Source organism: Actinomadura sp. BRA 177, assembly GCF_013372625.1.
Taxonomy (GTDB): Bacteria; Actinomycetota; Actinomycetes; order Streptosporangiales; family Streptosporangiaceae; genus Spirillospora.
Window position 1 is genome coordinate 1 of the sequence record NZ_JABXFD010000390.1, and the last position, 25,086, is coordinate 25,086.

Here is a 25,086-nt window from a genome sequence, read left to right on the forward strand (position 1 = left end):
GAAGAGGGCGGCGTAGTCGGTGCTGAAGGTGTCGTAGACGCGTTGCGTCAGGGTGGAGAGGAGGCGCGCGAAGGCTGTCGTGTCGGTGTCGGCAGGCCAGTGGGCGGGGGTGTCGGGGAGCCGGGGGACGTTGGTGAGCTGGGTGAAGAGGCGTACGACGTCGTCCAGCGCGTGGGGTGGGACGGGGACGCCGCGCGGCGCCACGTCATTGAGGACGTCTCCGGCGATGAACTCGTGGATCTGGAACTGCGGGTCGTCTGAGGTGTGGAGCAGGCGAGGGGCCGCGCGGACGTGCGGGGCGATGGCGGCGAGGACGCGGTCTTCCCGCCATAGCCGCAGGTCCATCATGTCGGCGCCGTGGATCGGGATGCGGACGATGACGGGCCCGTCGGGCGTGTCGACGCGGATGTTGTCGTTGTAGTACCCGGCCGCGGAATCGCCGTGCGCGCGTGCGCGCTCGTACAGGCCCCGCCAGTTCATCCGTCCTCCAGCATGGCCGTCACGAGGGCGCGCGCCTGGTCGTCCAAGAATGGCAGCAGGTTCGGTGGGCTGATCTGGTCGCGGGCCTGGGCGGTGATCGTTGCGGTGCGCTCGTCGGCGGCGTCGAGGGCGTCCAGGAGGTGTCCGGCGACCATGAGGAGGGTGGGGTAGACCTCCGCGGCGACCAGTTCGGCGATGGCCCAGCGGGCGGACGCCATGGCGGCGGGCGTCTCACCCGTCCGAGCGTGGAGGAAGGCGCGGAAGAGTTCGGCGCGGGCTCGGCCGGATCGGTAGCGCGCTCGTTCCAGGGCGTCGGTGGCCGCTTGGAAGGATGCCGCCGCCGGGGTGTGCTGTCCGAGACGGCATTGGGCGATGGCGAGTGCCGTGAACGCCTTGCCGATCTCGTGGTGGGCGCCGAGTTCGGTCTGCGCGTCAAGGGCGTCGGCGGCGGCATCGAGGGCGCGGGCAGGGTCGGTCCAGGCGAGGAGTTCCGCGCGGTTGGTCTTGATGTCGGCCTGGCCGATGATGGCGCCCGCCCGTGTGTAGAGCGCGGCGGCGGTTTCCAGGGCGCGGGCGGACCCTTCGAGGTCGAAGCCGAAGCGGTAGCCGAGGTGCTGGAGGCGGACGACGTCGGCGCGCAGTACGAGGTCGTCGCCGGGGGCTTCGGCGAGGATCTGCTGCGTGATGGACAGTGCGTCCCCGAACCGGCCCTGGCACATGTCCAGGTCGGCCATGCAGAAACCGGCGCGCAGCCGGACGGGGCCGGAGTGGTGGTTCCAGACCTGGCGGAAGAGGCGTTGCGCTTCGCCTGTCGCTCCAGCGATGCGGCGGCCGTGCGCGCCCGCCAGGGCTAGGCGGGCGCCGGGGACGTCGTGCAGGGGCCAGTCGATGGACGGGGTGAGGCGGGTGGCGGTCTCGGCGTCCCCGAGAAGGACGGCGGCTTCGGCTTCCAGGCAGCGGGCCGTCTGGGCGAGGTCGGCGTCGCCGCCGCTCGTGTCCAGGTATTCGTGCAGGTCTTGGGTGATGCCGTCCATGCCCTGCTTCCCGCCGTAGGTCAGGGCGCGGTCCGCGTAGGCCAGGACGTCTTCGCCGTGCAGTGCGCCCGCGTGCAGGCCGCAGTGCGCCGCCTCGCGGACGGCGCGGGCGCGGGTGGCGACGCCGTTCTCCGCCGTGTGGGGCTCGGTGGCGCGGGCGTCCCAGACTTTGCGGAGGACGGCCTGCACGTCGCGCGCCGTGTCCGGGGAGAGCCGCCGGTGCAGTGCGGCGCGCATGAGCTGGTGGAGGCGGCGGCCGTGGGCGCCGGCCGGATACACGAAGGAGTAGGCGGTGAGCGATTCCCAGGCCATCCGGTGGCGGGGCAGGTCGAACGCGTCCGCCAAGGTCTGGAAGATCTCGTAGTCGAAGATCCGGGCGATGCTGAGCAGTTCGAGGGTGCGGATCTCGTCGGGGGCGACGTGGGTCAGGAAGCGTTGCAGGATCTCTTCGGACGAGACGGCCGCCGCCTGCCGGGCCGTCGTGCGGGTGTCCACGGCGAGGTGGAGGTAGAAGGGGAGGCCTTGGCTGGCGGTCGCGATCGCCTGGCGCGCGGCGTCGTCGGTGATGCCGCCCTCGGTGAGGAGTTGCAGGCGCGCCACCATCGGGAGGCCGTCCACGCGCTGGTGGCGGATCACGTCGGCCCAGCCGGGGTCCTGCCGGGCCCAGGCGAGCGGTTCGCGGCTGGCCACGACGACCGCTCCCCTGTCGAGCTGGGCGATCAGGTCGCGGAGCCAGACGTCCTGGGCCGTGGCCCGGCCGGAGCGCGCGGACGCGGGGACGAGCGCCTCGTAGGCGTCCACGAAGATGACGTAGGGGCGGTCGGAGCCGTCGCGCAGGTCTTCGGCGAACAGGTAGGTGACGGCGTCGGCGAGTTCGGCGTTGGCGAGGTCGTCCAGTTGGCTGAGCGTGTCGTCGGACTTGATCCGGTGGCGCTGGCGCATCCCGCTGGTGGCCTTGCCCAGTAGGCGGAGCAGTCCGACGCCGGTGCCGAACACCGGGACGCCGGCCGCGCCGTCGATGATCTGGGAGAGGGCCTCGCTCTCGTCCACGAACGGAAGCTCTTTGGGAGAGAGGCGCAGGTGCGGGTGGAGCCGCTGCCAGAGGACGGCATAGGCGATGTCGAAGCGGTCGAACCGGATGCCCTGGCGGCCGAGTTCGACGCGCAGGACGGCGAGGGCGTCCTCCTGCTGGCGCATCGCGGGGACCTGGAGGTCGATCGTCGCGGCCCGGTGGGTGCCGGCGCTGCGCTGCCCGAGTTCCTGCAAGAGTCTGGACTTGCCGATGCCGCCGACCCCGACCAGGTTGAACACACATGGCGAGCCATGCGGGGCGCGTATCACGTCGCTGAAGGCGGCCATCACCGCTTCCCTGTCCACGAACGGCCGGTGCAGTGCGGCGACCCGCCGGAAACGCGGTTCGAGGGGCATCGACGTCACGTCCTCCGGAGCGGCGGCGGTTTTGTCCGTCCGACGCGGGGAGGACGGAAAGAGGTTCCAGAGCGACGATAACTGGCCCCGGCCGCTGACGCAGCAAGCCTGCCCGGCAGCCTGTACCCGCCAAGCTTGCCGATCTTGGAGCGCGCCGCTCGCTCCAAGATCGGCCGAACCCGTCAGGGCCGGTCGAGCGCTCCCGCCTTGATTCGGTGCAGCAGACGTCCGAACTGGTCACCGGGCACAACCAGCCGTCCGCCGTCTGGATCCCTGGAGTCCCTGATCCCAACACCGCCGGCAATCTCGCCAAGCTCGACACACATCTCGTCAGTGGAACCACCGCTGTACGAGCTCTTGCGCCAGTTGATCATCATGCGAACTCCTTCATGATCTTTTCGATCAGGGCACGGGATTCGCCTTCGGACGAGGCTTTCGCCCCGATCAACTCGAAGTCTATGGCGATCTCGCGAACCTCGGCAGCGTCCTGGATCAAGCGACCGCCGTGGAACGCACCGGTGTAGGCGACGTCTCTGCGCTCCAGGCTCATGACCTGAAACTGCCCGTCCAGCCCGAGGTGCCAGCCAGCCGATCGGGCGATGACGCGGATGCTTATGTCCGGCTGCTCTCCCAAATCCAACAGCCGCCGGAGTTGGGCCCTCATGACCTCGGGGCCGCCCACAGGACGGTCCAGAGCATCCTGATCAAGGAGGACCATCATCAGGGGGTGGTCCTCCCTGCCGATGATCAGCTCCTGTCGCGCCATGCGCGCCAAGAGAGCCTTCTCGACATCATCGACACGAGCCATCGACAGGGCAGCGCGGGCGTAGTCCTCAGTCTGCAAGGGGACGGGAATGACCTGCCCCTGGTAGATGCGGAGGATCTTGGACTTCACCTCGTACTCGACGCTCTGGCGGAACCAGTCCGGGCTGTGGAGGGAGCGGGCGAACCCCAACAGCCGCTCGAAGTGCCCACCCGTGTCCCACGCCTCGTCGAGGGCCTTCGCCTGCTTCATGTCGATGCAGGCACGCCCCGCCTCCAGGTTCGCAACATGGGACCGGACGCAGCTGATGATCTTGCCGACCTGGGTGCCGGTAATCCCTCGCTTCTGACGGCAAAACCGCAGGTCATAGGCCAGCCAGGCATAGAGCGAGGACGCGGGGTCGATCTCGTCGGCGGCGCTCATAGACATCTCCCGGGGTTGAGATGTTTGCGAATACACACCAGCCTAACGACCCTGCGTGACTCTGGAGGCACGAATCGTGAATCTCTCCAGGAAGGAGCGGGCGACCGATGATGAGCACACCGGACTGCCTGCTGATCTCCGTGCTGGCATCCAAGGCGGCATCGGGTCTCGTACGCACGCTAACCCAAACACGCCTCCACAATTGGGGCTACATGCACATTTCGGACGATGCATTCCTGATCGCTTCGGAACTGATCGCCAACGCCGTGACGGCCACGCCCGGTAAGGAGATCCGGTACCAGTGCAGCCGTGACGTCGCCGGCGTCCTCATCGCCGTCTGGGACGCCAGCCCCGAACTCCCCCGGGTACGTCCGCAGGTCGAGTTGACGCTCGACACGCTCGACGTCTCCGAGGAGCGCTTCGACGACAACGGCGGCCGGGGACTCCCGATCGTCGCCGCGCTCGCCGCCTCGTGCGGCCACACCCCCGACCCCCACGGAGGCAAATGGGTTTGGGCCCGGCTCAAGCCCTGATACAGCGCATCGACTCGCCGCGTCAGCGTTTGTGTTGGGTGCGGCGTTCTTTTTCTACTGCGTCGAAGAACCAGTCGGGGAGGACGCCTTCGGCGCGTAGGGTTTTTCGTTCTTCGGGGGCTAGGCGTTCGGCTACTACATCGACGGGGACGGCGTATTTCTTCAGGCGGCCGGTGGAGGCGTCCTGGCCGATCTCGCGGGCGAAGCCGGTGGAGCCGCCGCCGGGGATTCCGCCGTTCGCGCTGTTGTTGGGGACGGCGGCGCCGAAGATGCGGAGCGGGGCCGTCCACCAGTTCTTCGACCGGCGGGCCAGTTCGGGAAGTGCGGCCTCCCACGCCAGCCTGGAATCCTGCACGGGCCTGTTCGGTACCCAGTTCTTGGGGCGTGCGGCAGCCACGGAACACCTTCTTCGACGCGAATTATCGGAGGAGCCTACTCCTGCCGATCGTCGGTCTGTGAGGTTTTCCGTGGCTGCGGGAATGGTGGTCCGGCCCCTCCTGCGGAAGGTGTGGAGGGGCCGGACCGGACGGGGTCAGGCGACGTCGAGGTCGCGGCGGCGTTCGGCCCACTGGAGGGAGTGGCGGATGGCGTCTTCGATGGTGTAGTCGGGCTTCCAGGCGAGGAGGTCCCAGGCCTTGGCGGGGTTGACGTAGGCGCCGACGACGTCGCCGGGGCGGGCCGGGGCGTCCTCGGCGACGAAGCCGTCGCCGACGACCTCGCGGAAGGCGGCGACGAGTTCGCGGACGGTTGTGCCGTCGCCCGTGCCGAGGTTGATCACCTCGTAGCGGGGGTGGTCGCCGACCAGGGGGATGATCGCGTCGAAGCGGGCGGCGGCCTCGGAGAAGGCGCGGGCGATGTCCCAGACGTGGATGTAGTCGCGGATCGCGGTGCCGTCGCGGGTCTCCCAGTCGACGCCGGTGATCTTGAAGGGGGCGCCGAGGGTGTAGCACTCGATCATCTTGCCGAGGGCGTGCGTGGGCTTGCTGTTCTGCAGGCCGGTGCGCAGCCGGGGGTCGGCGCCGATCGGGTTCAGGTAGCGCAGCGAGATGACGCGGAAGTCGTAGGCCTCGCAGAAGTCCTGCAGGAGGAGCTCCGCCATCATCTTGGAGCGGGTGTAGGGGTTCTGCGGTTCGAGGAAGGACGTCTCGGTGACCGACAGGTCGGGTTCGGGGCGGTACATCCCGGCGGTGGACGCGAAGATCATCCGGTCGCAGCCGTTGCGCACGAGGTGGCCGGCGAGGTCGAGGGTCTTGGACAGGTTGACCCGGTAGTAGCGCAGCGGGTCGGCCATCGAGTCGGGCACCACGATCAGCGCGGCGCAGTGCACGGTCGCGGTGATGTCGGGGTGGTCGCGGAAGATCTCGTCGACCAGGTCCCCGTCGCCGATGTCGCCCTGGTAGAAGATCTTGCCGGCGGCGAACTCGGACCTGCCCGTGACCAGGCTGTCGAGCACGACGGGCGTGACGCCGCGCTCGGCGAAGGCGGAGGCGATCGTGCTGCCGATGAACCCGGCTCCCCCGGTGATCAGGACTTTCATGTGGCATCCCCTGCAGGCCAGTGCGTCCCCTTGAAATGACACGCACAGGATCCGCAGGCGGTCGCGGACGGTCAATGTCCCGCACGGAAGGTGACCGGGTCCGGACGCGGGTGAACCGGCGGCCGCCAAGGCGCGTCCGCGCACGGTTCCTCCCGCGCGCGGCCCGTCCCGGGGCGAAGTACAGCGTTTGCAGGATCCGCCCGGCGCGCGCAGCGGTCATCGTCGGTGGATGCAACCGATCCGCGTCCTCATCGTGGACGATCACGCGCTGTTCGCCGAGGCCCTCGCGGCGCGGCTGGGGCGCGAGCCCGATCTGGTGATCCTGCCGATCGCCGGCGACGTGCGGCGCGCACTCGCGCTGACCGCCACCGAGCGCCCGCAGGTGCTCGTCCTGGACCTGACGCTGGGCGCCGAGAGCGGGCTGGACGTCCTGGACCGGGTGCGCGCGGACCATCCGGACGTCCGGGTCGTGGTGCTCACCGCGATGAGCGACCTGGACGCGCTGGTGCAGGCCGTCCGGCGGGGCGCGGTCGGGTGGTTGGAGAAGACCGAGAGCGCCGAGCTGGTGGCGCGGGTGATCCGGTCGGCGGCGCGGCAGGGCGGGTGGATCCCGCCGGACGTGCTGGGCGACGTGCTGCGCCGGCTCGTCCAGGACGGTGGGGAGCCCGAGGGCGGCGCGCTGCTGGCGGAGCTGACGCCGCGGGAGCGCGAAGTGCTGCAGTGCATGGTGGACGGGCTGGGGCGCGCGGAGATCGCCGAGCGGCTGGGGCTGTCGGCGAACACCGTCCGGACGCACACGCAGAACCTGCTGGCGAAGCTCGGGCTGCACTCGGCGCTGGAGGCGATCACGATGGCGATGCGCGCCGGCATGCGGCCGAGCGGCTGATGCAAACGGCGTAGTCGGGGGTCGTCTTTTGGGCGATTGCTCCGCCGAAGCCCCTTCTTACGCTCGCCGTGACGAAGCCGGAGGGGAAGATCGTGGAGATCGACGAGGTCGCGGCGCGGGTGGTTCGCAGCTACTGGGCGCTTCTGCTGGTCATGACGGTGGTCCCGCTGGTGCTGGTGGGCCTGGTGATGGGCGGGCAGGAGCCGCCGTCGGTCGCGCAGTCGCGGCTGCAGGCGAGCAGCCGGGCGACGGACGCGGCGCCCGGGGACGCGGGCGTGTCCATCGTGGTCAGCCAGGTGAAGGCGTTCGCGACCAGCGAGAACCTGCTGAGCGAGGTGCTGCGGCAGCAGCGGGTGGACCGCTCGACGGTGAAGGTCGCCAAGGCGATCGAGGTGACCGGGCTCGGGACGTCCACGATCGTCGAGCTGTCGGTGAAGGACCGGGATCCCGGGGTGGCGCGGCGGCTGGCGGACGCGATCGGCGCCGCGGTCGTCAAGGAGATCAACGCGTCCAACCAGGGCTCGATCACGCAGCAGATGGACGAGATCGACAAGCGCGTCCGGGAGCTGGAGAAGAAGCTCGGGCCGCTGTCGCGGCGGGCGGGCGCGCAGCCGAACCCCGACATCGGCGCCGCGAACGAGCGGGAGCGGGTGCAGGCGGAGCTGACCGACCTGCGGTCGAACCGGTCGGACCTGCAGACGCAGCTGTCCACGGCCGGGACGGCGTCGGTGGTGCAGCCGGCGGTGCTGGCGCCGCGCACGAACCCGGTGGTCATGATGGCGTCGATCGCGGGCCTGGTCGGGCTGATCGGCGGGATCCTGATCGCGGTGGTGACGGAGATGGTCCGGCCCACGATCCCGGGGCAGCGGCGGGTCGCGCGCCGGCTCGGGGTGCCGCTGCTCGGCTGGGCCGACCGGGGGCCGGTGCAGCTCGGCCATCTCGGGCGGCGGACGAGGCTGGCCGCGAAGAAGGAGGGCGTCGGCCGGGTCACGCTGGTCGGCACGCCGGGGCCGCTGCCGGCGGACCTCGTGTCGAAGGTCGCGTCCGCGGTGTACGGGGACGACACGAAGGTCGTCACGGCCCGCCCCGAGAAGGGCGAGGAGGACGACGGCGGCGACGGCGACGGCCCGTCGCTCAACAGCAGCGGGCCGGGCGGGAAGAAGAGCACGTCGGTGGTCCGCGCCGGCGGCACCGCCGTGATCACGAAGAAGTCCGAGGTGTCGCCCTCGGAGGTCACCCAGCCGGTTCCGGTGCGCCGGCTCTGTCATGTGCACGCGTTCGAGGACATCGATCCGGGTTCGGACGAGGCGGTCGGCGTGGTCGTGGTGGTCGGGCCGGTGACGCGGGTGGCGGGACTGGAGACGGTCCGCGATCTCGTCGCCGCGTCGGGCTGGCCGCTGCTCGGCGTCGTCGCCACGTCCCGCAAGTTCAAGGGGTAGCCAGATGAGTTCGTCCGTTCCGTTCACGATTCCGTCGGTGTCCGGTGAAGTGTCCGACGCGGTCGTCAAGGTGCTCGACTCGGGCTGGATCACGACCGGCCCGCAGACGGCCGCGTTCGAGCAGGAGTTCGCCGACCACCTGGGCGCCGCGCACGTCGTGGCGGTCGCCTCGTGCACGACCGCGCTGGAGCTGTGCCTGCGCGCGCTGGACCTGCCGCCCGGTTCGGCGGTGCTGACGCCGAGCCTGACGTTCTGCGGCGCGATCAACGCGATCCTGCACGCGGGGCACCGGCCGGTGTTCGTCGACATCGACGAGGACACGCTCGTGCCGAGCGCGGAGACCGTGAAGGCGGCGGCCGGGCGCGTCACCCCGGCGGCGATGATCGTCCAGAACCAGGGCGGTTACCCGGTGGACGTGGCGGCGCTCGCCGAGGCGGCCGGCCTCGACCGGACGAAGGTCATCGAGGATGCGGCGCACGGCCCCGGCGCCGCGCGCGACGGTAAGAACGTCGGCGCGGAGTCGTTCGCGGCGTGCTTCTCCTTCTACGCGACGAAGAACATGCCGATCGGCGAGGGCGGCGCGGTGGCGTCCAGCGACCAGGAGTTCGCCGACCGGGTCCGCGCGATGCGGCTGCACGGGATGAGCAAGGACTCGTGGAAGCGGTACCTGCCGGGCGGCAGCTGGCGGTACGACGTGAAGCGGGTCGGGCTGAAGGCGAACATGACGGACGTCCAGGCGGCGATCGGGCGGGCGCAGCTCGCGGCGCTGCCGGGCTGGCAGGAGCAGCGCGCCGATATCGTCCGACGATACGACGAGGCGCTGAAGGACCTGCCGGGCCTGGTCCTCCCCCAGCGGAACCTGGCCGGGATCCAGCACGCCTGGCACCTCTACCAGGTCCGCGTCCAGGACCGGGACGCGATCAGCGCCGAGCTGGAGGCGGCCGGGGTCGCGACGTCCGTGCACTTCATCCCGGCCCACCAGATGACCGCATACCAGGAGATCCTGGGCGCCGAGGAGTGCGCGCGGGTCCCGGTGACCGACCGGGTCGGCGAGGAGCTGCTGTCGCTCCCGCTGTACCCGGGGCTGACGGACGACGGCGCCGAACGCGTCGTCACCGCACTCGCCGAGGCTCTGCGGACCCGGAGCTGACCGTGCGAAGGTTCCTGCCGCGCCGCAGTATCGGGGCCCCCGCGCCGGTCCCGCTGGTGTCCGGCGCCGTCAGCCCGCTCGCCCTGCTGATGGGGCGGGACGAGGTGGTCATGGCGCGGCATCGCGGGCGGCGGCTCGTGCGCGGCCGGCGGGTGCTGGTCACCGGGGCGTGCGGGACGGTCGGCCGGGCCCTCTGCCACCAGGTGGGACGGCTCGAACCGGCCGCGCTGACCCTGCTCGACCGCGACGCCGGCGGCCTGGAACGCCTGGCGGGCGAGCTGGCCGGCGTCACCCCGGCGCAGGCCGACGTGCGGGACGAGCAGCGAGTCGACGAGGTCGTCGAGGCGGCCCGGCCCGACCTGGTGTTCCACACGGCCGGCCGGAACGAGCTGACCGAGGTCGAACGCGACCCGTGCCGGGGCGTCGCGCACAACGTGCTCGGCACCCGGCACGTGCTCGACGCGGCCGTCCGGTACGGGGCGGAGCGGGTCGTGTTCGTCTCGTCCGACAAGGCCGCCGACCCGACGTCGGTGTTCGGCGCGACGATGCGGCTCGGGGAGCTGCTGCTGCGGACGGCGACGCCCGGCCCGACGTGCTTCGCGGCCGTCCGCGTCGGCAACGTGATCGGCGAGGCGGGGCCGCTGCTGAGCCTGCTCGCGCACCGCATCACCTCCGGCGAGATCGTCACGATCACCCATCCCGAGGTGGCCCGCCACTTCATGACGGTGCAGGAGGCGGCGGGCCTGCTGATCGAGGCGGCGGCGATGGCGGAGGAGGCGGAGACGTTCGTCCTGGACATGGGCCTGCCCGTCCCGGTCGTCGATCTCGTGCACCGGTACGCCGAGCAGCTGCGGCTGCCGGAGGTGACGATCCGGTTCAGCGGGCTCGGGCCCGGCGAGAAGCTCGCGGAGAAGGCGTTCGCCGACTCCGAGCGCCGGATCCGGACCGCGCATCCCAAGATCTGGGCGACCCGCCCCGCCGCGCCGCCCGCCGGGCTCCCGCAGCTGCTGGACGAGCTGGAGGCCGCGGCCGGCACGGGCGACGACGACGCGGTGCGGCTGCTGCTGCGCCGGCTGCTCCCCGAGTACCACCCGGTCCGGCGGCCGGAACCCGTCGAGCCCCCGCCGCCCGGGCCGTCCTGCCTCTGCGGCGCGGGGTGCAGCCCCGACCCGCCCGGCCTGTGAGGTGTGCATGGGTACCACAAGGAAGCTCAGAGTCGCCACGGTGATCACCCGCTTCAACGGCGGGGCCGGGCAGGTCGCGCTGAACGGCGCGCTGGCCCTCCCGGACGGCGACTACGAGCGCGCGATCGTCACCGGCGGCGTCGGCATGGACAGTACGGCATCGTCCACCGGAAACAGCGTCCTCTATGGGGACGATGCCGTCGCCAACGCCGCCGCCGGTGACCTCACTCCCGCCGCGCACGCGGCCGGGATGGAGATCGTCCAGGTCGGGCCGCTGGTGCCGCAGATCTCGCCGCGCGACGACATGGCCGCGCTGCGCACGCTGACCCGCGTGCTGGCGGACGGGCGGTACGACGTCGTCCACACGCACAGCGCGAAGGGCGGCGTGATCGGACGGGTCGCGGCGGCCCGCGCGGGCGTGCCGCGCATCGTGCACACCTGGCACGGGTTCCCGTTCAACGAGTTCCAGTCGTGGGCGCGGCGACGCGTATATATAGGTCTCGAACGGATCGCCGCGAAGCGCACCGACGCGTTCCTCGCGATCGGGTCGGAGACGGTCACGACGGCGCTGCGGCTCGGGCTGACGACGCCCGAGCGGGTGCGGCTGTCATGGCCGGCCGTGGACGTGGACGCCTACGCGGCCGCGCCCGGCTCCCGCGCGCAGGCCCGCCGCCGCCTCGACCTGCCGCTCGGCGTGAAGGTCGTCGGGTCGATCGGGCGGCTGACGTTCCAGAAGGGCCCGGAGGTCTTCGCCCGCGCGATCGCGCGGCTGCCCGACGACGTGTTCGGCCTGTGGGTCGGCGGCGGCCCGATGGCGGACGAGCTGGAGAAGCTCACCGCCAAGCTCGGCATCGCGGAGCGGATGCGCTGGCTCGGGCACCGCGACGACGTCGCCGACGTACTGCCCGCGTTCGACGTGATGGCGATGGCGAGCCGGTGGGAGGGGCTGCCGTGCGTGCTGGTCGAGGCGATCGGCGCCGGGATTCCGCTGGTCGCGACGGCCGTCCCGTCCAACCAGGACCTCGTCCTCGCGGGTGAGACGGGGATGCTGGTGCGGCCGGAGGACCCGGAGGGGCTCGCCCTGGCCGTGTCCGCGCTGCTGGACGACCCGGCCGCCGCCGCCCGAATGGCCGAACGCGCCCGCGCCCGCGTCGGCGAATGGTTCTCGCCGGCGCACCTCGGGACCGTCCTCGACGAGACCTACCGAGGGAGCTCCGCCCGCCCATGACCGCGACCCTGACCACTTCCGGCGAGGCTCCGCTCGCGCCGCCGCCGCTGACCCGCCGGACGCGGCTGCCCGCCGTGATGATCGTCGCGGGCATCGCCTCGCTGCCGATGCTGATGCCGGCCGGGCTGGCGCCGGGGCCGGGCAACACCGGGCTGCCCGACCTCGCGCTCGTCGGCGTCACCGCGACGATGCTGCTGTGGGCGGGCACCCGGAGGCTGCCGATCCGGTGGCCGTTCCTCATCCCGACGCTGATGACGATCATCGCGGGCGGGATCGCGGCCGTGGTCAACGACGCGGGCGCGCTCACCCTGGTCAAGGACCTGTTCGTGCTGCTGTGGGCGGTCGGCATCGCCAACTTCGCGCGCGACACGTCCCTGCTGAAGCTGACGCTCCGCGCGTTCGTGTGGATCGGGACGTTCTACGCCGTCGTCATGATCGTCGGCTTCGTGCTGGGCATCGAGGCGCTGTCGGGCAAGCAGATCGACGGCGAACGCGCGATGTTCACGTTCGGCGACGCCAACTACGCGTCCAACTGGTTCATCTGCGTCTACTTCATCGCGCGCGCGAGCCGCTTCCCCGAGACGACCTGGAAGCGCTGGATGGTCTGCGGCGTCCTGCTCACCGCCGAGCTGCTGACCGGCTCGAACGGCGGGCTGCTCGCGCTGTGCATCGCGATCCTGCTCGGCTACCTGTTCCGGCTGTTCCGCGAGGGCAAGGCGCACCACGCCATCGCGGTCGGCGCGCTCGCCGTGTTCGTGGGCGGCGGCGCGGTCGCGGTCGTCTCGGTGGTGAACATCCAGCCGCTGCTGGACCAGGCCAGCCAGGCGTCCCCGATCCTGCGCGACTCCATCGGGCGGACGACCGGGGAAAGCACCAACTCGCGCAGCACCGTCCTCGCCACCACCATCCAGATGATCGACGACCAGACGCACCCGTGGGGCATCGGGCCCGGCCAGACCGAGAAGCAGATGCTGGTGCGGCAGGAGACCTACGTACGCGAGGCGCACAACGACTACGTGGCGGCCGTCCTCGAACGCGGCTTCCTTGGCGGCATCGCGCTCATCACACTGGTGTTCGCGCTGCTGCTGAAGTGCGTGCGCATCGCCCGCCGCGGCGCGCTGACCGGCGAGTACGCGCGGCTCGTCCCCCGTCCCGAGCTGTTCGGCGCGCTCATCGCCGTCTTCCTCATCTCCGGCCTCTTCTACGAGACCCTCCACTACCGCCACGGCTGGGCGTTCTTCGGCCTGATCGCCGCCCTCGACCTCTTCGGAAGGAAGGGAACGGCATGACCGACACGCAGTCCCCCGCCGCCGTCGCGACGGCGCGGGAGTCGCGGCTCAGGCGGCGGCTGCTCGCGCTGGTCGCCGGGAACATGGCGGGACGGATCGGGGCGCTCGGCTCGCTCGGCATCGCCACGATCCTCGTCGCGCGGATCGGCGGGCCGAAGCTCGTCGGCGCGTTCACCCTCGTCCGGATCCTGCCGGGGCTGCTGTGCCAGCTGTCGAGCGCCGGGCTGCCAGGCGCGGCGCCGTTCTTCCTCGCGCGCGCCGACTACGACCAGAGCCGGGTTCGTCCCACTTTGGCGTGGCTGACGGTGATCGGCGCGACGATCTCCGGGATCGGCTGGCTGGCCCTCAGTCCGCTCTTCTACCTGGTGTTCTTCAAGTCGTTCGGGATTTGGGTCGCGGTCGCCGCCGCCGCGCCGTCCTTCACGCAGGGCTTCGTGTCGGTCGGCAAGGGCCTCCTCCAGGGGACGGACGACCAGCCCGGCGCGAGCCTCGCCATCGCCGTCGAGGAGTTCGTCTTCCTGCCGATCTACCTGGTGATCCTGACCGGCTGGTACGGGCCGGGCGCGCTGATCACCGGGCTGGTGCTCGCCGACGTCGCCGCCGCCGCGTGGATCGCCCGGCGGCTCGCGCGGCGCGGCTTCTTCGCCGGCTGGGGGCGCCCCGACCGGCGGCTCGGCCGATCCATCGCCGGGTACGGGTTCCGCGGCTACCTCGGCCAGCTCATCGACCTGCTGCAACTCCGCTTCGACATGGCGCTGCTCGGTGCGCTCGCCGGCCCGAAGGTGCTCGGCGTCTACACGGTCGCCAGCAAGTTCGCCGAGCTGGTGCAGCTGCCGGGGCTCGCGGTCAACTACGTCCTGTATCCCGACTTCGCGAAAGAGGACCGGGAGACGGCGACGAAGAGGACATCCCGCCTCATCCTGCCCGCACTGGGCGTGTCGGCCCTGGCCGCGCTGCCGCTCGCGCTCATCGCCGGGACCGCGCTGCCGTGGATCTTCGGGGACGTGTTCGACGACGCGGTCGTGCCCACCTACATCCGGCTCGCCGGGGTCGTCACGTTCGGCGTCACCGGCCTCGTCATGGCCTACCTGTACGGGGTCGGACGGCCCGGCGCCGCGTCCACCGGGCAGGGCATCGGCCTCGTGGTCGTCGTCGTGCTCGGCGCGATCCTCATCCCGACGCACGGCGCGATCGGCGCCGCCATCGCCACGTCCATCTCCTTCGTCGCCACCACGGCCGCACTGCTGGTCTGGTTCCAGCACGTCAAACGCACCGCATCTGAGCCCCCCGCACTCCAAGACCCCGCACTCCAAGACAAGGAGTGACCGATGTCCGAGCTCGCGAGCCGTCCCGTCGACACGTCCGGCGGCGTCCCCCCGTCGAAGCCGCGCCGCGTGCTGGACGTCGCCGGCGCGCTCACCGGGCTGCTGCTCCTCAGCGTCCCGCTGCTGATCATCTACGTGCTGGTGCGCCTATCGAGCCCCGGTCCCGGCGTGTTCCGGCAGCGGCGGGTCGGGCAGGGCGGCCGGCCGTTCACCATGTACAAGTTCCGGACGATGCGGCAGGGCGTCGGCGGCCTCACCGTCACCGCCAACTGCGACCCGCGGCTCACCAAGGTCGGCAAGCTGCTGCGGCAGTGGTCGCTGGACGAGCTGCCGCAGCTGGTGAACGTGCTGCGCGGCCAGATGACCCTCGTCGGGCCGCGCCCGGAGACCTACGACCTGGCCGAGCACTACGCCGCGGAATGCCGCTGGATCTTCGACCACCGGCCCGGCCTGACGGGCGTCTCCGAGGTCCGCTTCCGCGACTTCGACGTGCTCGGGCCCGGCGAGGAGGTCGACCTCGTCAACTACATCGAGCGGATCGTCCCCGCCCGCGTCGCCGTGGACGCCGTCTACCTGCGCGACCCGTCGATGCGCGCCACGTTCGGCGCGCTGTGGGACACGGTCAAGCACATCCTCGGCATCCCGATCCCGCCCCTCCGCATCACGGGCGCCTTCAAGGACACCAAGGAGAGCCGAGCCGAGGAGCCCGGCTCCGCCGCCTAGGAACCGCATTCGGGGAGAAATAGTGAACGCCCGCTGCAAGCTCTCCGCTGTCGCAACGGCGGTCGTCCTGGTGGCCGGGTTCCTCTTCTACATGCAGCACCGGACGTCCGGCTACGACCCCTACCGCGGCCCGCTCGCCTCACCAGGCTCGCCCGCCGCCGAACCGGCCAAGACCCGCCGGATCGCGCTCAACACCCAGCCGGCCGACTACCCGCGCCTCAAGGCCCTCGGCTACGACCTGGTGGACGTCAAGGCGGACACCTCGCTCGTCGCCGGCGTCCCGGCCGGCATGCAGGCGCTGCTCTGGGTCGGCAACTTCACCTGCGGCGACTTCGAACTCGGCTGGGACGCCTTCCAGCGGGCCGTCCAGCAGTTCGGCCGCGACCCGAAGGTCTACGGGTGGTACCTGTCGGACGAGCCGAACCCCCGCGACTGCCCCAAGATCGCGGCCGAGATCCGCCGCCGCGCCGAGTACATCGAGCAGCACGCGCCCGACCAGATCTCGTTCATCTCGCTCACGGACTGGCCGATGAAGCCGCTGACCCCGAAACGCGTCGGCGTCGACCTGGTCGGCCTCGACCCGTACCCGTGCAAGGGCTCGTCCAAGACCCGCGAGCACTGCGACATCGGGGCGATCGACCGGATGGTCCGGATGGCCGACGCCGCCGGCATCCCGCGCGAGAAGATCGCGCCCGTCCTGCAGACGTTCGGGCAGAGCTGCTCCAAGGGCGACAAGCAGTACTGGCTGCCGACGCAGGCCCAGTTCCGCAGGATCCTCGCCCGCTGGGACCGGCTCACGCCCCGCCCGCCGCTGGAGATCTCCTACTCCTGGGGCCGCCAGGACGAGTGGGCCTGCCCCACCCTCGCCGACGCGACCGGCGGTGACCACCCCGACCTGCAGACGCTGATGCGGGCCCGCAACACGCGGGGCTAGTTCTCGCCCGCGCGGCTAGTTCTCGCCCGCCTTGTCGGCGATGGCCGGTTGTGAGCTGGACGGCACCGGAAAGTCGAACGACCCCACCCGCAGGGCCACGACTTCCATCACACCGACGACCAGAACGAACGCGACGGCCAGCAGGCCGAGCTTCTTGCGGTCCAAGACCCGCACCCCTTCAAACCCCGTAAACGCAGGTCAAACCTACCATAAGATGATCTATCACCCGGCCGGGGAGCCCCGGCTCACACCATCTGTGACCGTCCTGTTACGGCTCCCCGGACATGGACGGGCCGGGCGACGACCGCCGCCCGGCCCGCCGGGGTTCCAGGGGGTCGCCCCCTGGGTCAACACAGACTCAGCTCACCTTCTTGCTCGTCAGGTTGGCGGCTCTGGCGTTCACGCATTCGCCGGTGGCGAGGTCGAAGGCGAAGTTGTGGGCCAGGCAGTGGATCTGGCCCTCGCGGATGACGGCGCCGACGGAGAGGTCTTCGCCCGCGTGCGGGCAGTAGCGGGGGATGTCGTAGCGGGCGCCGTCGCAGGCGACGGTGATGCGCTCGGACTCGTCCCGTCCGGTCTCGTACGCCTCGACGGCCTGGAGGGCGGACGCGTTGGCGTGTTTGAGGAGGCCGACGAGGTAGTCGTTGTAGACGTCGGGGTCGCGGTAGAGGGTGAGGCGGAACGAGATGAGGAGGTCCTCCCAGGCCATCCGGCCGGTGAGGACGCTGTCCAGCCAGCGGCCGGCGGTGGTGATCCGGTAGTGCGGGCGGACGCCCGGGGCCGCGGCCGACACCGTGACGCCGTCCTGCGAGAAGTCGACGTCCCAGGCACCGCCGTTCGGCCCGGTGATCTCGAACCGGACGATCATCGCGATCTGCCGGTTGAAGTACTCGCTCAGGCCGCCCAGATGGGTGAAGTGGGCCGTGAAGCGGTCGAACAGGTCGGGGCCGGGCTCCGGGTACTCCGCCAGGACGCCGGCGATGGCGGCGGCGCGGTCGGCGGCGTAGCGCTTGAGGTAGGTGTCGCGGTCGGCGTCGGCGAAGGAGAACTCCGCCGAGACGGGGTCGCGGGTGACCTCGCCGGTGTCGAGGTCGACCGCGTCGCCGGGCTTGAAGCAGTCCCAGCGCTGCCGCGGCAGGTGCTCGCGCAGCCACGCGGTGGAGACCTCCGGGTCGCAGAACGCGCCGTCCACCTGGCCGAGCACCCAGTTGAGGTGGTCGACCTCGGCGTCCAGGAAGCACGGCGGGCCCGCGAACGGGACGGCCAGCTCCGGCTCGGTCTGCCGGACGAGGCGCTGCGCCGCGCGGAGCTTGGAGATCCGCTTGGCCATGGACACCTTCGCCATCTCCGCGGCCGGGTACTCGTAGCAGATCGGGTGCCAGGACGCCCCCGAGGTCTGCAGCGCCATCAGGTCGAGCCGGCCGCCCGCCAGGTGCTTGGCGCGGCGGGCCTGCGCGGCGGTGAGCCGGGCGTCGTTGCAATGCAGGATGCCGCGCCCGTCCGCCACGATGAGAAAGGCGGCATCGTGGCACATTGGCGACAGTTCCGGAATCACCGTGATCCAGGACCCGCGATTGTCCAGCGGGAATTTCACCCAGGGTTCGATCTCGATTACCTGGCGGCCGCCCGCGGCGGCCGTGATGCGTTCCCGGAAGGCGGGTCCGGGATAACACGGAATGAGGATTCGGGTCCGCGCCGGAAGGCGTTCCAGGACCCACGGGTCGAAATGATCTAGATGCTCGTGCGAGACGGCGACCCAGTCGGCGTCGAGGACCGGGGCGAGATCCAGGTGATCGTTCCTCGGATACTGGTGCCAGGCTCCGAGAAAGGCCCCCGTTGGAGCGAGCCACGGGTCCGCGAGCAGGTGGAACGCGGTCGCGTCCACCGCCACCCCCGCATGTCCGAGAAATGTGACCGTCGGCATGGGGAGACTGTCTCTCCGCGGGCCCGCCGGCGCACCCGCCGGAATGCGCAAAGCGGCTACGCCACCCGCATGAAGGAATTGTCATGGGCAGAACTGACAATCCTGACTGAGACGCTCCGACAAAGCGCGAAGTTTACGCTTCCGATCTGCATGTCCACTTCTGGTCAGGCACGGGTCTGTTGCGGCCAATTGACTGGACATCCGCCGGGAGGGCGGGTGACCGTCTATAGGGTGCTGGAATAGCTGACGGGGGTCTTCATGAACAACGGGGCTCGGTCTTCCCCGGCGGACGCCGCCGCGGGCGCCCGCACGCTCGTACCCGATGGCGGGCGGGACCGGCCGGCGCCGTCCGGGCGCGGCGAGCCGGCGCTGTGGCGGCGCCGGCTCCGGCACGACATCCGCCACGAACTCGGCACGATCATCATGCTCGCCTCGGCCGTCGTCGTCGCGGAGGACGTCGGCGACACCAGCCGGGCCCGCATCGACCAGCTGCTCGGCGAGACCCGGTGGCTCGACCACCTGCTGCGCCGGCTCGACGAGGACGACGGCGACGACGGCCGCCCGCTGCCCGGCCCGGAGCGGCTCCGGGTGGACGAGCTGACCGCCGAGGTCGTCACCGGCATGCGGCTCGCCACCACGCACGAGGTGTGCTTCACCGGCGGCGAGGCGTGGGCCCACATGGACCCGGTCGCGCTGTGGCGCGCGGTCCGCAACGTCCTGGACAACGCGTGCCGCGTCGCGGCGGGACGGGTGGACGTCCGCGTCGACGCCGACCAGGGCTGGATCGCCATCCAGGTCGACGACGACGGGCCCGGCTTCGGCGCCGGCCTTGGCGCGCGCCCCGGCCGCCCGGCGCGGCCCGGCCTCGCGTCGCTCGGGCTCGGCATCGTGCACGACCTCATCTCCGGGTACGGCGGCAGCCTGGAGATCCGCACCTGCGAGATGGGCGGGGCGCGGGTCCGGATGCTGCTGCCGGCGGCGCCGCCCCCGGACACCCTCGCGCCCCGCGGCATCGGCACCGACGCGATCACCGACGACTGGCGGCCGCACCCATGAGAATGATCATCTGCGACGACCACGCGGTCTTCGCCGAGTCGCTGTCGCTGGTGCTGGCGGACGCCGGGCACAGCGTCGTCGGGGTGGTCTACTCCCCCGCCGACGCGCTGCCGGTGCTGCGGGCCAGGCAGCCCGACGTCTGCCTGATCGACCTGCGGTTCCCGTCCGGTACCGCGCTGGACTGGATGCCGCGGCTGCGCGCCGCGTCCCCGCGCACGAAGTTCGTCGTGCTGACCGGCTTCCTGGAGCAGCCGGTGCTGGACGCGGGCGTCGCGGCGGGCGTGCGGGGGTTCGCGCACAAGGGGCAGCAGGCCGGCGACATCCTCACCGTGCTGCGCCGCGTCGCCGACGGCGAGGTCGTCGCCGACCAGGCGGCGCTGCGCGGCGGCGCCCGGCCGCGCAGCCGCGCGCAGAAGATCGCGCAGTTCCTCACGCCGCGCGAGCGGGAGGTGCTGACGCGGCTGGCGCGCGGCGAGTCCACGCAGGCGCTCGCCAAGGCGATGGGAGTGACGCGCAGCACCGCGCGCAGCCACGTGCAGAGCGTGCTGAGCAAACTGGGCGTGCACTCGCAGCGGGAGGCCGTGATCGAGGCGGCCCGGCATGGCCTGGTCAGCGTCGAAACCGGGGAGTGGCTGGCGGGCTGACTCACATTCCGGGTGCGGGGACGGCCGAATCCGGCCCTTCAGGGTTCGGCCGGGACGCGTTAGCGTCTGCCTCGGAGAGGAGGTTCCCCCATGCCTCAACGGCGAGGCGCGTCACCCGTCTCCGACACCGGGGCCCTCGGCCGGGCGGACACCTACGCCCGCGGAGTCCCCCATGACCGGTTCGACCGGCTCCGCTCGCGGACGCCGGTGGTGTGGCTGGACGGGCGCGGGGCGGAGCGGCCCGGCGCCTGGGCCGTGCTGCGCTACTCCGACGTCCACCACGCCCTCACGCGTCCCGAACTGTTCGCGCCGCAGCCGGACGTCACCCTGCACGGCCCGGTGAGCGGCGCGGAAACGCCGCTGGAAGCCCCCGCCGCCTTGATCGACATGGATCCCCCGGCGCGCGCCATGCTCGCCCGCATCCCCTCCGGCGAAGCGGTTGATTTCGTCGGCGAGGTCGCCCACGATCTGCCCGAAACACTGCGGAACACCCTCGCCGGCGGCCTGTACGCGCTGCTTCGCCACCCTGCCGACCTCATCCGGCTGCGGGACGAGCAGGCCGACGAGAAGCTCGTCGACAGCGCCGTGGAGGAGATGCTGCGCTGGTGGACGCCGGTGCTCCAGGTGTGGCGGACCGTCCAGCGCGCGACGACCGTCGGCGGCGTCCCGCTGCTGGCCGGCGAGCACGTGACGCTGTGGCTCGTCTCGGCGAACCACGACGACGAGATCTTCCCGGACCCGGCCCGGTTCGTCCCGGACCGTTTCGTCCGGTCCCCCCGGCCGCACCTGTGCTTCGGCTTCGGCTACCGCGCCTGCCTCGGCGCCCAGCTGGCGCGCGTCCACCTGCGCGCCATGCTCCTCGCCCTGCTCGAACGCCCGGGCCTCCCCCGCCTGGCCGGCGAGCCCGTCCCCCTACGCTCCAGCACCCGCCACGGCTTCACCCACCTCCCCGTCCACTGGACTCCCTGACCCATCGACTCAACGAGCGCCCCCGTCCGCTCCTCGTTCACTTGCGGCGTGTTGCCCTTATGGGCGCGCTGGAAAGGGCAACACGCCGCAAGTGAACGCACCCCCTAGCTCGTTGACTTGCGGCGTGTTGTTGTTATCCGGCGGCTCATAACAACAACATGCCGCAAGTCAACGAAGCCGGTACCTCCTGGGGAGTAGGGAGGGTGACTCCCTTTGGGCGACGTGTTGGCGTGCGTCGATGACTTAACGTGCAGGACATGAGCACCTCAGCGACGCGCATCCCGGGGCGGGCGCAGCTGTCGCGGCCCGGGACGTGGCCGGTGTGGGTTGTTCCGGTTCTGGTCGCGTTCATCCAGGTCGTCGGGTCGCTGGGCGCGCAGCGTGGCGGGCCGCGCGGCGAGGGGGCCGGTGGGCCGCCGTGGGAGCACGGTGGGCCGGAGCTGGGGCACACCGACCTCGATGCGCTCGGGTTCGCGCTGCTGCTCGGCGGGCCGGCGTTGCTGCTGCTCAGACGGCGGCATCCGGTGATCACGGTGTGCGCCACGGCGGCGGTGACGGCGGTGTACTTCCTGCGCGCCTACACCTACGGGCCCGCGCCGCTCGCGTTGATCGTCGCGATGGTGGCGGCGGTCGTGGCCGGGCATCGCCTCGTCACCTGGGCCGGGACGGGCCTCGGGCTCGCGGCGTTCTTCAGCCTCACCGCGCTGATCGGCGTGCCCGCCGCCGAGCGCGGGCAGGACGGGCCGTTCCCGGTGGAGGAGCCGACGCTCGGCGGGTCGAGCTTCGTCGTCGGGTGGGCGCTGGTGGTGCTGGTCAGCTCGGAGCTGATCCGGATGCGGGCGCAGCGGGCCGCCGAGACCGCGCGGACCCGCGCCGAGGAGGAGCGCCGGCAGGCCAGCGAGGAGCGGCTGCGGATGGCCCGCGAGCTGCACGACGTCCTCGCGCACAACATCTCGATGATCAACGTCCAGGCGGGGGTGGCGCTGCACCTGATCGACCAGAACCCCGAGCAGGCGCGGACGGCGCTCGCCGCGATCAAGGACGCGAGCAAGGAGGCGCTCACCGAGATGCGCGGGGTGATCGGCGCGCTGCGGGCGCAGGGCGAGACCGCGCCGCGCGCCCCCACCGCCGGGCTCGACCGGCTGGACGAGCTGCTCGACCGGGCGCGCTCCGCCGGGCTCACGGTCGAGGCCGAGATCACCGGGGAGCGGCGGCCGCTGCACGCGGGCACCGACCTCGCCGCGTTCCGGATCGTCCAGGAGTCGCTGACGAACGTGACCCGCCATGCCGGTCCCGGGCCGGTGACGGCGCGGGTCCGCATCGCCTACGGTGAGCACGAGGTCGTGGTGCGGGTCGAGGACGACGGGCGGGCCGCGTCCGGGCGGCGGGTTCCGGGTGCGGGCCGCGCTCCCCCTCGACACCGAGCCCGACGGAGGAGAAGCACAGTGATCCAGGTGCTGCTGGCCGACGACCAGGTGCTCGTCCGGGCCGGGTTCCGGGCGCTGCTGGACGCGCAGACCGACATCGAGGTCGTCGGCGAGGCGAGCGACGGCGAGGAGGCGGTCGCGCGGGCCCGCGCGCTGCGTCCCGACATCATCCTGATGGACATCCGCATGCCCGGCCTGGACGGCCTCGCCGCCACCCGCCGGATCGCCTCCGACGAGCGGCTCGACGGCGTGAAGATCGTGATCCTCACCACGTTCGAGCTGGACGAGTACGTGTTCGAGGCGCTGCGCGGCGGCGCGAGCGGGTTCCTGGTGAAGGACACCGAGCCGGTGGAGCTGCTGCACGCCGTCCGGGCGGTCGCGGACGGGGACGCGCTGCTGTCCCCCAGCGTGACCAGGCGGCTCATCGCCGAGTTCGCCGCGCGCGCCAAGGAGCCCGCGCCCTCGCCGCGGCTGAACGCCCTGACCGACCGGGAGCGGGAGGTCATGGCGCTTGTCGGGGAGGGCCTGTCGAACGAGGAGATCGCGGCCCGCCTCGTGGTCAGCCCGGCCACCGCGAAAACGCACGTCAGCCGCACGATGGTGAAGCTCGGCGCCCGCGACCGGGCGCAGCTGGTGGTGTTCGCCTACGAGTCGGGACTGGTCAAACCCGGCTGGCTGCCATAGAAATTTACTCTGCGGCGATTCGCTGTTGCCGTTGGCAGGGACATGACAGGCTGGACGGAACGCACACCGCCATCGACGTTGAGGAGTCCGGTGCCGAGCGACACGAGGATCCTGGCCGTCGACGACCGCGAGGAGAACCTGACCGCCCTCGCGGCCGTGCTCGACGCGCTGCCGGTGGAGGTCGTGCCCGTCACGTCCGGGCAGGCGGCGCTCAAGGAGCTGCTGAACGACGACTTCGCGCTGATCCTGCTGGACGTCGTGATGCCGGAGATGGACGGCTTCGAGACCGCGGAGCACATCAAGTCCCGGCCGCGCACCCGGGACATCCCGATCATCTTCCTCCCCGCCGGCGGCGGGGCGGGCGAGCAGGCGTACCGGGGGTACGCGGCCGGCGCCGTCGACTACCTGACGAAGCCGTTCGACCCGTGGCTGCTGCGCGCGAAGGTGTCGGTGTTCGTCGACCTGCACCGCCGCAACGCGGAGCTCAGGCAGCAGGCGAGGCTGCTGCGCAGCACGCTCGGCGCGGACGACGCCGAGGGCGCCCTGGCGGGCTGCGACCGGCTGCTCGCGGCCCTCGACGAGCGGCTCGCCAAGGTGGAGGGCGACGTCGCCCGGCTGCGGTCCGGCGAACCGGCCGGCGCCCTCGAAGAGCACGTCGGCGAGCTGCGCCTCGCCCTGGACGCCTTCTCCGCCGGTTCCTGAGCGGCTCCCGATTCGGGACCTTCGGCCGTACGGCACGGGATCTATGGCCCGTGACGATCACGCTTGGTGACTGATCTAGTTGACCTTGCCGGTCCTTATTGACATCGAGTTTAAGAGACTCCGCAGGCCACTGCCCGAATTCTTTACCTTATGAGCCCCTTGTCTGGTTTGTCGCAAGTAAGTACTTGGTAGTAACTTGCACTCACCGTCACGAGATCGACCGGTGTCGCCGGGTCCGTTCGCGGGCCCCAGACCCCCAGGAGCAACCCCCATGACCGACTCCCCCGAGCCCGCCGCCGGCCGCGTCCGCTGGAAGCGGTTCGCCGCCATCGCCGCCCCCGCCGCGGTCGGCGCCGGCGCCCTCGTCTTCATGACGGCGCAGGGCTCGATCGCCTCCTCGTTCGCCGTGTCCGGCAGCAGCTTCAAGGTCAGCGCCGACTCCCTCACCGGGACGGGCTTCGTCCAGTACGGCGGGGTCGACGCGAGCAAGGACGGCGCGAAGCACCCGGTGCAGATCTCCGGCATCAAGTCCGCGCAGATCCGCAACATGTGCCAGTCGGTGAAGGTCGGCCCGTTCACGCTGCGGCTGACCGCCGGGACGGGCGCCAAGCCGGTCGAGGCCACCGACCTCGTCCTGGACGTGGAGCAGCTCAACGCCGACGCCAAGTTCACCGGCATCGAGATCGGCCGGGACGCCAGCACCCTGGACAAGGGCCCGAGCGGCGCCCAGGGCACGGCGGGCATGTTCGGCCAGCAGGCGTCCAAGATCGAGCTGACCAACGTCAGGCAGGTCGCCTGGGCCACCACCGCCGGCACGTTCAAGCTGAGCGACCTCAGCATGAAGCTCGGCGACGAGTGCTTCTGACGCCATGACCGCCGGAGCACACCGATTCCGCCGCTGGCGGCGGACGCGCCCCTTCTGGGGAGGCGTGTTCGCCGTCCTCGGCGGCCTGGAACTGATCGCGATCCCGCTCGCCCCGATGCCGCTCGCCGTCCACCAGGGCATGGCCGGGGTGGCGAGCTGGCTGATCGGCGCGCTGCTCGTCACCGCCGGCGTGCTGATGTGGACGCAGCCCGCCCAGCGCAGCTTCTACGGCGTCCTCGCGGTGCTGCTGTCGCTGGCGTCGTTCCTCACGTCCAACTTCGGCGGGTTCTTCGTCGGCCTGCTGCTCGGCCTGGTCGGCGGCGCCCTCGGCTTCGCCTGGTCCCCCGCCCCCGCCGCCCGGGACGGCGGCAGGCCGGCCGCCCACGCGGCACCCGTCTCTTATACACATCTGACGCTGCCGACGAAGAGGACGGCGTAGCACCCGGTCGCCACCGTAAC

At 71.4% G+C, this 25,086-nt stretch carries 24 protein-coding genes and 1 pseudogene; 17 read left to right on the plus strand and 8 right to left on the minus strand.

Features of this window, described 5'->3' with window-relative positions; all coding sequences use genetic code 11:
- The 4 genes from HUX53_RS23170 to HUX53_RS23185 form a co-directional block, all read right to left on the minus strand.
- The coding region (locus tag HUX53_RS23170) for a phosphotransferase (protein ID WP_176405328.1) at positions 1–480 on the minus strand (480 nt) is incomplete at its 3' end.
- Complete coding sequence (locus HUX53_RS23175; protein WP_176405329.1) at positions 477–2,942, minus strand: aminoglycoside phosphotransferase family protein; 2,466 nt, start codon at positions 2,940–2,942, stop codon at positions 477–479. The genes HUX53_RS23170 and HUX53_RS23175, both read right to left, overlap by 4 nt.
- A gap of 182 nt (positions 2,943–3,124) precedes the next feature.
- Positions 3,125–3,319 carry a DUF397 domain-containing protein gene (locus tag HUX53_RS23180; RefSeq protein ID WP_309237388.1) on the minus strand — a complete coding sequence of 65 codons (195 nt, stop codon included), beginning with the start codon at positions 3,317–3,319 and terminating at the stop codon, positions 3,125–3,127.
- The gene (locus HUX53_RS23185; RefSeq protein ID WP_176405330.1) at positions 3,316–4,128 is read right to left on the minus strand and encodes a helix-turn-helix transcriptional regulator; all 813 of its coding nucleotides are present in this window, start codon (positions 4,126–4,128) and stop codon (positions 3,316–3,318) included. Before HUX53_RS23185 ends, HUX53_RS23180 begins: the two co-directional genes overlap by 4 nt.
- 107 nt (positions 4,129–4,235) lie before the next feature.
- Here HUX53_RS23185 and HUX53_RS23190 point away from each other — a divergent pair, with 107 nt between their 5' ends.
- Positions 4,236–4,661: an ATP-binding protein gene (locus tag HUX53_RS23190; RefSeq protein WP_176405331.1), complete on the plus strand. Its 426-nt coding sequence runs from the start codon at positions 4,236–4,238 to the stop codon at positions 4,659–4,661.
- A 22-nt stretch (positions 4,662–4,683) separates the two neighbouring features.
- Here HUX53_RS23190 and HUX53_RS23195 read toward each other — a convergent pair whose 3' ends face one another.
- Both HUX53_RS23195 and galE read right to left on the minus strand, forming a co-directional pair.
- Entirely contained in the window at positions 4,684–5,016 is a 333-nt protein-coding gene (locus tag HUX53_RS23195; protein ID WP_176405332.1) for a hypothetical protein, read from the minus strand.
- A gap of 177 nt (positions 5,017–5,193) precedes the next feature.
- A complete protein-coding gene (galE, locus tag HUX53_RS23200; protein ID WP_176405333.1) occupies positions 5,194–6,198 on the minus strand; it encodes a UDP-glucose 4-epimerase GalE in 1,005 nt (334 codons plus the stop codon).
- Positions 6,199–6,427: 229 nt separating this feature from the next.
- On the opposite strand from galE, the gene HUX53_RS23205 reads away from it, so the two are divergent.
- From HUX53_RS23205 to HUX53_RS23245, 9 genes are all read left to right on the plus strand, one after another.
- Complete coding sequence (locus tag HUX53_RS23205; RefSeq protein ID WP_176405334.1) at positions 6,428–7,084, plus strand: response regulator transcription factor; 657 nt, start codon at positions 6,428–6,430, stop codon at positions 7,082–7,084.
- Between the two features lie 68 nt (positions 7,085–7,152).
- Positions 7,153–8,523, plus strand: a complete 1,371-nt coding sequence (locus HUX53_RS23210) for a hypothetical protein (RefSeq protein ID WP_176405335.1) — start codon at positions 7,153–7,155, stop codon at positions 8,521–8,523.
- Between the two features lie 4 nt (positions 8,524–8,527).
- Entirely contained in the window at positions 8,528–9,673 is a 1,146-nt protein-coding gene (locus HUX53_RS23215) for a DegT/DnrJ/EryC1/StrS aminotransferase family protein (protein WP_176405336.1), read from the plus strand.
- Between the two features lie 2 nt (positions 9,674–9,675).
- A complete protein-coding gene (locus HUX53_RS23220) occupies positions 9,676–10,857 on the plus strand; it encodes an SDR family NAD(P)-dependent oxidoreductase (protein ID WP_176405337.1) in 1,182 nt (393 codons plus the stop codon).
- 7 nt (positions 10,858–10,864) lie between these two features.
- The gene (locus HUX53_RS23225) at positions 10,865–12,085 is read left to right on the plus strand and encodes a glycosyltransferase (protein WP_176405338.1); all 1,221 of its coding nucleotides are present in this window, start codon (positions 10,865–10,867) and stop codon (positions 12,083–12,085) included.
- A complete protein-coding gene (locus tag HUX53_RS23230) occupies positions 12,082–13,374 on the plus strand; it encodes an O-antigen ligase (protein WP_176405339.1) in 1,293 nt (430 codons plus the stop codon). The genes HUX53_RS23225 and HUX53_RS23230 overlap by 4 nt, the downstream gene beginning before the upstream one ends.
- The gene (locus HUX53_RS23235) at positions 13,371–14,699 is read left to right on the plus strand and encodes a lipopolysaccharide biosynthesis protein (protein ID WP_176405340.1); all 1,329 of its coding nucleotides are present in this window, start codon (positions 13,371–13,373) and stop codon (positions 14,697–14,699) included. The genes HUX53_RS23230 and HUX53_RS23235 overlap by 4 nt, the downstream gene beginning before the upstream one ends.
- A gap of 3 nt (positions 14,700–14,702) precedes the next feature.
- The gene (locus HUX53_RS23240) at positions 14,703–15,422 is read left to right on the plus strand and encodes a sugar transferase (RefSeq protein WP_176405341.1); all 720 of its coding nucleotides are present in this window, start codon (positions 14,703–14,705) and stop codon (positions 15,420–15,422) included.
- Positions 15,423–15,444: 22 nt separating this feature from the next.
- Positions 15,445–16,356, plus strand: a complete 912-nt coding sequence (locus tag HUX53_RS23245) for a hypothetical protein (protein ID WP_176405342.1) — start codon at positions 15,445–15,447, stop codon at positions 16,354–16,356.
- A gap of 15 nt (positions 16,357–16,371) precedes the next feature.
- On the opposite strand, the gene HUX53_RS23250 is transcribed toward HUX53_RS23245, so the two are convergent.
- Positions 16,372–16,521: a hypothetical protein gene (locus HUX53_RS23250; RefSeq protein ID WP_176405343.1), complete on the minus strand. Its 150-nt coding sequence runs from the start codon at positions 16,519–16,521 to the stop codon at positions 16,372–16,374.
- A gap of 193 nt (positions 16,522–16,714) precedes the next feature.
- Positions 16,715–18,280 (minus strand): Rieske 2Fe-2S domain-containing protein, encoded by a 1,566-nt coding sequence (locus HUX53_RS23255; RefSeq protein ID WP_176405344.1) that lies wholly within the window; start codon positions 18,278–18,280, stop codon positions 16,715–16,717.
- A 258-nt stretch (positions 18,281–18,538) separates the two neighbouring features.
- Here HUX53_RS23255 and HUX53_RS23260 point away from each other — a divergent pair, with 258 nt between their 5' ends.
- From HUX53_RS23260 to HUX53_RS23285, 7 genes and pseudogenes are all read left to right on the plus strand, one after another.
- Positions 18,539–19,336 carry a sensor histidine kinase KdpD gene (locus HUX53_RS23260; protein WP_176405345.1) on the plus strand — a complete coding sequence of 266 codons (798 nt, stop codon included), beginning with the start codon at positions 18,539–18,541 and terminating at the stop codon, positions 19,334–19,336.
- Positions 19,333–19,980, plus strand: coding sequence for a response regulator transcription factor (locus HUX53_RS23265; RefSeq protein ID WP_176405346.1), 648 nt, complete (start codon positions 19,333–19,335; stop codon positions 19,978–19,980). Before HUX53_RS23260 ends, HUX53_RS23265 begins: the two co-directional genes overlap by 4 nt.
- Positions 19,981–20,070: 90 nt before the next feature.
- On the plus strand, positions 20,071–20,949 hold the full coding sequence (locus HUX53_RS23270; protein ID WP_176405347.1) for a cytochrome P450: 879 nt from the start codon (positions 20,071–20,073) through the stop codon (positions 20,947–20,949).
- A 914-nt stretch (positions 20,950–21,863) separates the two neighbouring features.
- Positions 21,864–22,037: pseudogene (locus HUX53_RS42285) on the plus strand (histidine kinase dimerization/phosphoacceptor domain-containing protein); the annotation flags it as partial.
- A gap of 357 nt (positions 22,038–22,394) precedes the next feature.
- Entirely contained in the window at positions 22,395–23,060 is a 666-nt protein-coding gene (locus HUX53_RS41435) for a response regulator transcription factor (protein WP_309237390.1), read from the plus strand.
- Positions 23,061–23,150: 90 nt separating this feature from the next.
- Positions 23,151–23,762, plus strand: coding sequence for a response regulator (locus tag HUX53_RS23280; RefSeq protein WP_309237389.1), 612 nt, complete (start codon positions 23,151–23,153; stop codon positions 23,760–23,762).
- A 271-nt stretch (positions 23,763–24,033) separates the two neighbouring features.
- On the plus strand, positions 24,034–24,627 hold the full coding sequence (locus HUX53_RS23285) for a DUF6230 family protein (protein WP_176405350.1): 594 nt from the start codon (positions 24,034–24,036) through the stop codon (positions 24,625–24,627).
- Positions 24,628–25,086 lie beyond the last annotated feature (459 nt).